The following is a 10,158-nucleotide window of genomic DNA, read 5'->3' as shown; positions in this document are numbered from 1 at the left end:
CCCGGTCGGCCATTGCGGAGTCGACGCATCCGAACCCGGGCGAGCGTCGGCCGGGTGGTCTGGTCGGGCCGATCACCCGGGACATTGCCCAGCAGCATCACCTCGACATCGCCGGGCTACGGCAGGAACAGGGCCGGCTGTCGTTCTCCGGGCTACGCGACCAGCCCGGCAGCAGCACCCCGGACAGCCCGACCCCGGACAGCGGGTGACGCGGCGGGGTCACGGCCGAGTCGTCCGGAGACCGGGGTTCGTAGCCGGCCGCGTTACTCGGTCGAGTTGCGGCCGGCCGGCTATGCCGATGATGTGCGTCAACCAGTACCCACGAGGAATACGGTGACATGACCGATCAATCCCTGCTGGACTCCGATGGAAGGGCCCTTCCGCTTCCCCCCGATCCCCTGAGCCCGGTGCCCGACGAGGTCGAACGCGGGCTGGCCGCGTACCGGGCGGGTGATGTCCCGCAAGCGCGGGCCCTGCTGGCAGCGATTGCCGGCTCGGGACGTACCGCCGTGTCCGGGCATGCGGCCATGGCGCTGGCGGGCATCGAACTCGGCGAGAACGGGCCCGGCGGCTCCTGCCGGAAATGGCTGGAGCAGGTGGCTGCGGGAGAGGACCCCTGGCTGGGCCCCTTGGCCGCCGTGATGCTCGCCCCGGACTTCCAGTCGGTTACGTCCCTGGCCTCCGACCGAGTGCTCCTCCAGAGCCTCGCGGCCCAACTCGGCGGCGACATGGAGGCGGCCCGGAACGGATTCGAGCAGGCCGCCAACGCCCACAAAGGCAACAAGACCGGGGACCTCGCCAGCCTGCTCCTCGGCAACCTCCTGCTTCAGAGCGGCGACCCGGCTGCGGCTCTCAAGCCCCTGCATTACGCGCGAGAAACGTGCGATGGCCTGTTCGCCGGCTATGCGGGTTACCTCGAAGGCCATGTACTCATCGGGCAGGGCGAAAAGGACGAGGCCGGCAGGGTGCTGAGCGACGCGCACAGCCACTCCCACCCGGCCAGGGGCGGGAGCACGGGGCTGCACCCCTGGGTCGCCGTTCGGTTCGGTGAGCTGCTGGCAGGCGATCCGTGGCTGGACGTCGTCTGGGACCAGGTGGATAACAGCGGCGTGAGTGTGGGCACAGTAGTGCGGGAGCCCTTCGAGTCCGCCCTCTACCACGCGGAGGTCAGCCATCCCGCGCTCGTCAACGTCGGCTTCCACCTGTTCCCTTACACCGCGGAATTCGGACCGGTGCACGCGGGACTGGAGCGCCTGAGGACCTGGAGCGACGAACGGTACGAGCGCGGTCGCAGGCTGGTCCTCGCGCTCTACGAACATGTCGAGGACAGCCGCAACGAGCAAAAGTCGCGAGGGTGGGCGGAACTGCGCGAGAAGTTCGACCTTCCCCGGCCCCGCTGAGATGCCACGGACGGAGGACGAGAGGCTCCGTCCAAACCGCCCCACACTCCGGTACCTGGTGCCACCGCCATTGACGGTGGCACGATCCCGGAACCAACCATGGGCATCGGCCAGGGCCCGACGAATCAGCTCCGGCCCGATGCCGGAGTCGACCGCTACGGCACCCGCAGCCAAGCTGGGACGCCCCTGACGTACGGCTCGGCCCGGCATCCGCCGGCAAAGTCACCATTCGTGATCGACAGGGCCTTGACGAGGCCGCGAGTCTCCTTCAAGCTCGGCAGCACCGTCGAGCAAGCGGAGGACAGCAACGTGCGGACAGCAATCGGTCGCCTCGGTTCACGGCTCCTCGTGCCGACCGCGCTCCTACTCGCATTTCTCGGGCTGGCAGCGGTGGACGGCGGCCGGTCGGATGCTTCCACAACCAACACTGCCTCGGTCGACCTCACTGTCCGGGACCCGTTGGTGGGCGGCAGCGGCATCCCGCCGCGCGGTGACGACTCGACGATCTGTGTCGGCAGGACGCCCGCTCTGTGGGACAACCTCTACCCCATCTGCAACCGGGACGGCTCGGAAACCAATGGTGGCGGACTCGCCTGAGCCCTACCCACGTACCTGGGTCGTGGGGGGGGGGGCGCATCACCGGCCCACGACACGTACGAACCACCGCCCGCAACTGGGAACTGACCGGCCGGCCGTACCCGGTCAGACCAGACCATGACCTTCCGGTTTGTACGCGATGATCAATTCCCAGGTCCCCGGGAGCACCTCCGCCTCCTCGAAGCCGACCTCCTTCAACAGGTTGATGTAGAACTGCGCATCACGAAGGCGACTGAAGGAACTGTCGACGCCGATCAGGAAGTAACTCCAGAAGAACTGCATCGCCAGCCGGTCCGGCGTACGGAACTCCTCACAGATCAGCAGCAACCCGCCCGGGCGAAGGGCCCGGTAGGCGTTCTCGACCAGACGGCGGGCGACGTCGTTAGGCCAGTCGTGCAGCACCCGTACGAAGGCCAGCGCGTCGTAGCCGGACGGCAGCGGCTCGGTGAAGAAGTCACCGCCGACGAAGCCCAGTCGGTCCGGATGGTCACACCGGGCCCGGGTTCGGTCGACCAGCGGCCCCACCGCCGGCAGGTTGTAGACGTCGACCAGCAGGTCCGGGGCATCGCCGAGCACGTGTGCGGCAAGTGTCCCATCACCCCCGCCGACGTCGAGCAGTCGACGCCGTCCGGGCCACAGCCGGTGCGCGTACCGGTGGAACGTCTCGATGGCCGGGCCGAGCCCGGCCGACATGCTCTGTTCGAAGGCCGCGGTCTGCTCGTCGGTCTTCGGTGGCCAGACGAAGTCGTCGTCGGAGATGCTGAACTCGCCCCGGAGGCTCTCCGCCAGCCGGCCGTGCAACCGCCGCCAGGGGTACCTGTCCCGGTCACACTCGACCGCGTTCGGGCCGACGACCGCCACCACTGCTGCCCGGAGTCCGGGAACGGCGTAGTAGGCGGCCTCGTTGATGTCGTCGCTGGGCTCGTTGCGCTCCAGGCAGCCGAGACTCTCCAGGCAGTCCAGGAACTTGTACAGCCGAAGCGGCTGCAGGTGTAGACGCTCGGCGAGTTCACCGAGCCGGACCGGCCCCGGTTCCAGTTCGTCGAGCAGTCCGATGTCGAGTGCGGTCTCCAGTACGTCCATGGCCTTGGTCCCGTTCACCAGCAGACTCATCAGTGCCCGTGGGGACAGCGGTGCTGTGGTCATCGACGGATTCCTCGCCATTCCTGCTCGACCGCGTCCATGAATTCGTCGATCTCGTCCAGGGTGTTGTAGACATGTGGGCCGATCCGCAGGTAGCCACGCCAACTACAGATCATGTTCCGCTCAGCCAGACGTCGCTTGACCGACTCGCCATCGGGGATGTCCAGACACACGACGCCGCCGCGCCGATGTGGCTCCACCGGACTGACCACGGGGATACCGGCCGCGTCGGCCCGGGTCAGGATCCGAGACGTACAGGCCAGTGAGTGCGCTCGGATCACATCCATGCCGACGCCGGCCAACAGGTCCAGACCGACCTGGGAGACGAGCGAGGTGAGCGGGAACGGTGTACCGCCGGCGAAGCGTTGGGCACCAGCCGCCCAACCGGTCGACGGTTGGAAGGTCAGCGCCCGGTCACCGGCCTGCCATCCGGTCGCGGCCGGTTCGAGGTCGGGAAGCAGGTCCGGTCGGACGTACAGGAAGGCGGTCCCGACCCCGCACAGCCACTTGTGTGCACCGCCGAGGACGAAGTCGACGCCGAGCGCGGTCACGTCGAGCGGCATGATCCCGACGCTCTGAAAGGCGTCCACGACCACCAGGGCACCGACGTCGTGGGCCCGCGCCACCAGCCGCGCCAGGTCGATGGTGGCCCCGGAGGAGTAACTGGCGTGCGGTACACACACCAGCAGGGTCCGCTCGTCGATCCGCTGTTCCAGGGCATCCTCGTCGAACTGTGGGGTGCCGGAGCCGACCACGTCGAGCTGTGCGCCGTAGCGGGCGAGCGCGTTCCAGATGAACGGCACGGTCGGGAATTCCAGATCGGTCGTCACGACCCGGTTGCGGGGTGCGCGGTAGTCGAAACAGGAGCCGATCCGACTCAGTAGGGTACTCAGGTTCGCGTCGGTGACCACGCTTCCGGGTGGGGCTCCGATGAATGCGGCCACCCCGTCCGCGTACCTTTCCAGGCTGACGTGCCAGGCCTGCCAGACATCGTCCCGCCAGCTACGCAACGTCTCCCAGTAGTGGGCCAGGACGTCCTCGACGCCGTGCGGCACCGCACCGGTGGAGTTGCTGTTCAGATAGACACAGGTCGCAAGCAGTGGAAACCGGTCACGTATCGCGGTGCCGGGGCTGGTATCCAGACGCGTCAGTTCGGCTACGGACTCCGGGACAGATCTACTCACTCGGGGAGGCCTCCATTTCGGTGTCGGTCGGGCGCGTCGAATCGGCATCGCGGGTGACGGCCGTGAAGACGGGAATGGATCGGGCTGCCGCCAGGTATGGCGTGCCCTCGGTGTATCCGGTGCCGGGCTGGCCGGTGCCGAGCATCCTGGTCGCCAACCGGTAGTGCGTCTGTCGCCACTGCATCACCGCTGCGGCGAACCCCCGCATCCGCTGCTCGAGCAGATGCTGTTGCGGCTGCGTCAACCGGCCCGCGTGGGCCGCGCTGCGGTACGCCTGATCGACCGTGGGTTGTCCGGCCAGCACCTGGCTCCGGATTCCGGGCACCGACCGGTAGGCGGCGGAGGCCAACCGGGACTCCGTCGGCGTACGGCACAGCGACTCCATCAGTTTGTAGGAGCGCGACTGGATGGCACTCGCCCCTTCGGTATAGATACGGAATGTCCGAAACGACTGCGGCTGCATGCTGGCCATCAGCGAGAACAGCGGCGCGGCGTGACGGAGCCGCTCCTCGGCGTGGGCCAGACAGTCGGCCGCTGGTTGTGCCAGGCCTGCGGCCAGCGCGTCGATCGTCGCCTGCAACTCGACGGCGAGCAGCGCGAAGGTGCACTCGTAGGCCTGAAGCACCCGGATGAACAGATACTCGTCGTGCAGCAGATAGACCGGCAGCATGCTCAGGCCCAGGTTCCTGCGTTCCTCGGCACTCTGGTCGGCGGCGACGACCGCGTTGAGCAGTGCCGCCGTTGCCGCCGGGTTGCCCTCGTCGAGCGGTACGGAAAGCCCGAGGCGGCTGAGCGGGGGCGCGGCGGCCCGGACCCCCAGCCGATAGCGTTTCGCCACGACAACCGGTGCCGGGCGTTGCTGCGGAAGCAGCCCGGTGGTCCCGGCCTCGGCCGCCATCTCGAAGGCCAGCGCATCGGCGATCAACTGCAGGAGGATGCGATCCCCCTGACGGCGCGCCCGTTCCGGGTCAGCCGCTGCCCCGTCACCGCCAGGGTCCGCCCCGGGGATCCCGAGCAGGCCCAGCGCCAGGTAGCTGTGGTAGTCGTACCGGCCGTCCCACTTGTCGAGTGCGACGTCGAGGAACGACCGCAGCAGCCGGACCGGGGCGCTCTCCCCACCGGGCTCGGTCGCGTCGGGGTACGGCGACGTGGTGAGGTACGTCCGGGTCTGGTCGAGGAGAGCGAGTAGTTCCTTGTCGGCAAAGTGCCTACCGGTGCGGTGGAGCTCCGTCACGACCTCGGAGTAGGGAAAGGTGTCGGGATCAGCCGCCCCGGACAGCCAAGTCGTCAGCTTGTGCACGAGCCGCATCCCAACGTTAGACGTGACGAACACCGACGGTGATGACCTGAGCTCTCGCGTCGTTCGGAACGTTCTATTCGGGGCTGTCTGCGCGGGGGCCCCTGTCCCCTACGGCAGCTGCGGCAGCTGCCGCGAGGCTGAAGCGTGCCTGCCACAGCTCGGGGAAGAACCGGTGGTCGATCAGTTTGGCCAGCATGTTGGCCGGGCTGCCCTTGGTGCCGACCTGTCCGTGGCCGCCGATCCGAATGGCGATCTGGTAGTGCCGTACTCGCCAGACCGAGACTCGCTCGTCCCACTCCACCATCGCCTCGGCCAAGCGGTAGAAGGGGTTCGCCGGGTCACCGGCGTAGAGAGCCAGCAGGTCGATGTGCCGCTCGACGAGAATCCTGGTGAACGCCTGGCCGAGCCGACGGCTCGCGGCCTGGACCTTGCGCCACCCCGGCGACTCCGCCCCGGACCCGTTGCCGAGCACCGGTTGGAGTGCCTGGAAGTCGGCCGGAGTCAGGTGGCGGAGCATCTCCAGTTGGTCGGTGACGAGTCGGACCCCGAGCGCCGCCCTGGTCAGCAGCATTTCAGCCCAGGCCAGCTCGCCGGCTCCGATCCGGACGGTCGCCTCACTCAACTCGGCCGCTGCCAGCTTCAGCCACAGTTCGGTGGACTGGTGTACCACCTGGAAGAGCAGCTCGTCGCGGTGGATCATTTCCTCCGGGCGGCGTTGCAGGTCGAGCAGCGCATCCGTACGCATGTAACGCGCATAGTCCGTATCGCCCTCGCCCGGCAACACAGGTGAGTACTCCCGCTTCACAAGAGCTTCCCTTCCCATCGGGGCATAGGCCCGGACCCGACCCACGGCAATTCCATGATCGTCGCGTCGGCCATTATGCAACGACAGTCATCGATAAGTCACGCCCCGGAACGGCGGCCCGATGACACGACAGGATGCTCGACGTCCACTTTCGCATTGAAAAGTATGATTATCGCGCCATCTGGTCCCGCGACTCACCGACGCTCGTTCAGGAGCACAACCCGGAGGACCGGACCACCCCCGCCGACGACCGCCACGCTCGCGACGGAGACCACTCTCGGCGTACGAACGAACCAGCAGTCACCGCTTCAGAGGAGCGGACATGATCAGGTGTCGGCCCGCTCAGCCAACCGAGCGCCACCCCGACCGGGACCACAACCGCCGGTTCCGGGCAATCGCGTCCAACGCATCCGGTACGGAAACGAAGGTCTCCGTACCGGCCTGCAGCTTGTCCACCAGCGTGTCACCACGCTCAGTCACACAGATCCACTCGGCCCCGAACGCTTGCACATCGTCTGCACACCAGCCAATCGAGCGATGAGCGCCGAAGCGCCACTTCGCGCAGCAGCAGTGCGCGCCAACCGCGCAGGTGCAGGGACCTTCCGTTCCGGAAGACACGGATGTCAATCGTCGGCGGTGCGCCGTCCCGGCAGCCCACCCCGGCTGGGCGAAGTCAGCCCGGAACAACCTCGTGGCGGTATGCCCTCACCCGCTCCCCGTCGGCGAGAACCACCTCGACCCGCCCACTGTCGTCCACCACCGCCTTGCCAACGGCATGGACCCGCTTGCCGGCATGCTCAGGGGCCCGAGCAAGATCACCACCGGAGTGGTCGGGACGGTAGACCCAACCGAGGTTCACGGGTTCAGTTGAGTGCACGAACACCCTCCCAACTAGTACACCTGTACGACGGCAGAGTCTAGCCCTCCCGACCCGGTCCGCACCCGGTGACACGTCGGCGGGAGAGTGTCGAGGTGGTGGACCGACGGAGGGACCGGCCGTGCCCCACCCGGTGCCGGGCCGGTCGGCAGCACACCGCCGACACCAGCACCCCGGCCCACTGGAACACCGGAAGGCCCGGAGCGGGCGACGCTCCGAGCCTTCCTGGTATGGGTACGACTCAGCCGGCGAGGAATGGCTCAGAAATGGGGATCGATGTAGGAGCCCCACGTCCAGGTGCCCGACGGCGAGATGATCAGGTTGTCACTGATGGTTGCCGTGGCCCATCCCGACTGATCCGGATCCAGCGTCGTCGTTTGCAGATAGTAGCCGTTCTTCGGATCCAGACAGGTGGTCCACGTGTAGGTGGTGGCACCCAGATACTGGTCCCGGAACGAGCCGGGACGGTAGTTCCCCCAGGTGTAGTTTCCCGCGGCCAACTCGATTCGCTTACTGGTGCAGGAGGTGGCCATCCCGTCCGTGGGGTTACTGGTCAGATACTGGGTCTTCTCCAGATAGGCCGTATCCGCCGCCGAAGCCGGAGTCGCGGTCAGGGCGATCGTCGCACCCACCGCCGCACCCACCAGAGCGATTGCCGACAGCATGGAACGCGTCTTCACAGGCCCTCCCGTCTGCAACGATATGCCACATTGACATATCATTGACGTTAATAAATGTTTTATCGGATGTCCAGCCCGGCGGACCGCGCCTGAACCCGGGACCCGTGTCGCACGACCGTACGACCACCTCGCCCATCGGACGTGGCCTGATCGGACCGGATCAGGGCGTGGAACGCCGACAAGATCGCGTAGAGTTCGATCGATGGACGTACGACGCGGCAGGTATGCCACCGGAGCCGTCCCGGATAGGAGTACCCCTTGACCCTCAGGCATCGATCAGCTCTGACGACCGCACTTCTGACCGTCGTGACCCTCGGCGCCCTCCCGGCCGGGCACGCCTCAGCTCGCGCCGACGCGCCGGCCGCCGAGGTAGCCGTATCGTCGGCGCCGGCCGCCGAGGTAGCCGCATCGTCGGACCGGGTTCTCCGCGTCTACAACAACAACATCGAAAATCTGGTGGTGAACAACGCCGACGGAACGTGCACCCGGATCTCCGGGCCGGACCACCTCACCTCGATACTCGTCGACGAGAACGGAAAGACCGGCACGGCCGGCGTGCTGGCACCCGACCTCCTGATCGTGCAGCAGGTACGGGGCACCGGACAGATCGAGGCGTACGCCGACCAGCTCTCGGCCAAGTTCGGCTACCCGGCGGGCACCTACGGCGCGATCGTGGTCTGGAGCGACCCGGAGCCCTGGGGCAGCACACACAAGTGCAGCTCACAGGCGCTGGGCGACCTCAAGAAGAAGCAGACCAACGGGATCATCTACAACACGAGGACGCTCAGCCTCGCGGCCACCTCGAAGTACTGGAGTGCCGGCTGGCTGAAGCCGGGAACCGCCTATGCCAACGGTGCCGGCTGCACGCTGTACAAGCCGCCGAACAGCGACCCGGACACGACCGACTACTACAAGTGGAAGCGTACGAGCGCGATCGCGGCCAAGTTCACCATCAAGGAGACCGGCACCACCGTGTTCGCCGCCACCATGCACCTGCCGCAGGAGAACCGGCAGAATGCCTGCGCGGGTGACGGTTACACCGGCATCGCCAACACCGGCATCCACATCGGGGCGGACGCCACCAACCTGATGAACTCCTCGACGATCCGAGTGGTGGGGATCGACGCGAACCGTACGGGAATCGCGGCCAGCACACTGAGCGGATTCGGCATGACCGGCTACGGCGCGAAGGCGACCAGCGGGTCAAGCAAGATCGATTATCTCTTCATCAAGGGAACCGTGCAGCCGTCGAGCATCGACCACACCGTGGCCGGCACCAAGTCGAACCACCTGGCCCTGTACGGCTTCATCAACTACTGACGGAAGCCGTTGCGGGCCGGCCGGATCCGGGTCGGCCCGCAACGGGTCCCATCTAGACGGTCGCCATCACGTTCAGGATCCAGTCCCGGCTGTCCGGCACCGTCGCCCAGTAGTCACCAGCGCCCCCACACGTCGAATCGCCCCAGGACAGGACCCCCACCTGGTAGCGCAGCCCGTCGACGAGCTTGAACAGCGGCCCACCGGAGTCACCGAAGCACACGTTGCCGTTCAACCCCAGGGTGCGGATCGCCCGGCCGCCGTGCAGGTCCGTGTACCCGTTGATGTGGGTCACTTGCTGGGTCGCCCGACGTAGGACAGCCGACGGGGCGCAGCCCACGCAGGTACGGCCCCAGCCAAAGGCGTACGTGGTGGCACCCACCGTGGTCGTCGCGGTAGGCAGCCGTACCGGTTGGGCGTTCGCGGACCGGTTGAGCTTCAGCATCGCGATGTCGTGGTTGGTGCGCACCCGGGAGGTGGCGACCTGAACGACCCCGCCTCCCGTGTTCCAGTTGATGCTCTTGACCCGGACAGTGATCTGGCTGTCGGGGATACGGGTCGAACCCGAGAAGAGACAGTGCCGGGCGGTGAGGACCCAGTAGTTGTCGACAATGGATCCGGTGCACTGGTAGTTGCCATTGATGAGCACGGCGGCGAGGCCGTCGGCGTCAGTCTGGTTCTCGCCGCCGACGATCGGGGCGGGCTTCGCCACTGCCGGCGTACCCGCCAGGGGAACGGCGACCAACAGTGCGGCGAGCACGGCCGCGACGCGGACGCTCCGTCCGCCCCGCGTGCGCCCGGCTCCCCCCGTGGCCCTGAACACCGTCGTCAACCAGTTCATGGAACCTCCATTGA

The 10,158-nt window shown here is 67.2% G+C and carries 12 protein-coding genes; 4 read left to right on the top strand and 8 right to left on the bottom strand.

The window, feature by feature from the left end; translation table 11 throughout:
• The 3 genes from ACFQ4H_RS22700 to ACFQ4H_RS22690 all read left to right on the top strand — a co-directional run.
• Positions 1-209: hypothetical protein (locus ACFQ4H_RS22700; RefSeq protein WP_377573638.1), on the top strand; the 209-nt coding region annotated here is incomplete at its 5' end.
• 129 nt (positions 210-338) lie between these two features.
• The gene (locus ACFQ4H_RS22695) at positions 339-1,400 is read left to right on the top strand and encodes a tetratricopeptide repeat protein (protein WP_377573635.1); all 1,062 of its coding nucleotides are present in this window, start codon (positions 339-341) and stop codon (positions 1,398-1,400) included.
• Between the two features lie 309 nt (positions 1,401-1,709).
• Positions 1,710-1,997 carry a hypothetical protein gene (locus tag ACFQ4H_RS22690; protein WP_377573633.1) on the top strand — a complete coding sequence of 96 codons (288 nt, stop codon included), beginning with the start codon at positions 1,710-1,712 and terminating at the stop codon, positions 1,995-1,997.
• Positions 1,998-2,102: 105 nt separating this feature from the next.
• On the opposite strand, the gene ACFQ4H_RS22685 is transcribed toward ACFQ4H_RS22690, so the two are convergent.
• The 7 genes from ACFQ4H_RS22685 to ACFQ4H_RS22655 all read right to left on the bottom strand — a co-directional run bounded on the left by ACFQ4H_RS22685 (position 2,103) and on the right by ACFQ4H_RS22655 (position 7,986).
• A complete protein-coding gene (locus ACFQ4H_RS22685; RefSeq protein WP_377573630.1) occupies positions 2,103-3,143 on the bottom strand; it encodes a methyltransferase in 1,041 nt (346 codons plus the stop codon).
• Positions 3,140-4,324: an aminotransferase class V-fold PLP-dependent enzyme gene (locus tag ACFQ4H_RS22680; RefSeq protein WP_377573627.1), complete on the bottom strand. Its 1,185-nt coding sequence runs from the start codon at positions 4,322-4,324 to the stop codon at positions 3,140-3,142. The genes ACFQ4H_RS22685 and ACFQ4H_RS22680 overlap by 4 nt, the downstream gene beginning before the upstream one ends.
• On the bottom strand, positions 4,317-5,633 hold the full coding sequence (locus tag ACFQ4H_RS22675; RefSeq protein WP_377573624.1) for a tryptophan 2,3-dioxygenase family protein: 1,317 nt from the start codon (positions 5,631-5,633) through the stop codon (positions 4,317-4,319). Before ACFQ4H_RS22675 ends, ACFQ4H_RS22680 begins: the two co-directional genes overlap by 8 nt.
• A gap of 64 nt (positions 5,634-5,697) precedes the next feature.
• The gene (locus ACFQ4H_RS22670; protein ID WP_377573621.1) at positions 5,698-6,429 is read right to left on the bottom strand and encodes a tryptophan 2,3-dioxygenase family protein; all 732 of its coding nucleotides are present in this window, start codon (positions 6,427-6,429) and stop codon (positions 5,698-5,700) included.
• A gap of 342 nt (positions 6,430-6,771) precedes the next feature.
• Positions 6,772-6,909 (bottom strand): hypothetical protein, encoded by a 138-nt coding sequence (locus ACFQ4H_RS22665; RefSeq protein ID WP_377573618.1) that lies wholly within the window; start codon positions 6,907-6,909, stop codon positions 6,772-6,774.
• A 193-nt stretch (positions 6,910-7,102) separates the two neighbouring features.
• Positions 7,103-7,306, bottom strand: a complete 204-nt coding sequence (locus ACFQ4H_RS22660) for a hypothetical protein (RefSeq protein ID WP_377573614.1) — start codon at positions 7,304-7,306, stop codon at positions 7,103-7,105.
• Between the two features lie 260 nt (positions 7,307-7,566).
• Entirely contained in the window at positions 7,567-7,986 is a 420-nt protein-coding gene (locus tag ACFQ4H_RS22655) for a hypothetical protein (RefSeq protein WP_377573611.1), read from the bottom strand.
• Positions 7,987-8,244: 258 nt separating this feature from the next.
• Here ACFQ4H_RS22655 and ACFQ4H_RS22650 point away from each other — a divergent pair, with 258 nt between their 5' ends.
• Entirely contained in the window at positions 8,245-9,306 is a 1,062-nt protein-coding gene (locus tag ACFQ4H_RS22650) for a hypothetical protein (RefSeq protein ID WP_377573608.1), read from the top strand.
• Between the two features lie 52 nt (positions 9,307-9,358).
• Here ACFQ4H_RS22650 and ACFQ4H_RS22645 read toward each other — a convergent pair whose 3' ends face one another.
• The gene (locus ACFQ4H_RS22645; protein WP_377573605.1) at positions 9,359-10,144 is read right to left on the bottom strand and encodes a S1 family peptidase; all 786 of its coding nucleotides are present in this window, start codon (positions 10,142-10,144) and stop codon (positions 9,359-9,361) included.
• Between the last annotated feature and the right edge of the window lie 14 nt (positions 10,145-10,158).

The organism is Micromonospora sonneratiae (genome assembly GCF_042679305.1).
Taxonomy (GTDB): domain Bacteria; phylum Actinomycetota; class Actinomycetes; order Mycobacteriales; family Micromonosporaceae; genus Micromonospora_H; species Micromonospora_H sonneratiae.
This window is presented reverse-complemented; position numbering and strand designations above follow the sequence as displayed.

Coding starts and splice junctions, on each gene's coding strand:
- ACFQ4H_RS22685 (WP_377573630.1), bottom strand. CDS start 3,143: ATGACCACAGCACCGCTGTCCCCACGGGCACTGATGAGTCTGCTGGTG.
- ACFQ4H_RS22645 (WP_377573605.1), bottom strand. CDS start 10,144: ATGAACTGGTTGACGACGGTGTTCAGGGCCACGGGGGGAGCCGGGCGC.
- ACFQ4H_RS22675 (WP_377573624.1), bottom strand. CDS start 5,633: ATGCGGCTCGTGCACAAGCTGACGACTTGGCTGTCCGGGGCGGCTGAT.
- ACFQ4H_RS22695 (WP_377573635.1), top strand. CDS start 339: ATGACCGATCAATCCCTGCTGGACTCCGATGGAAGGGCCCTTCCGCTT.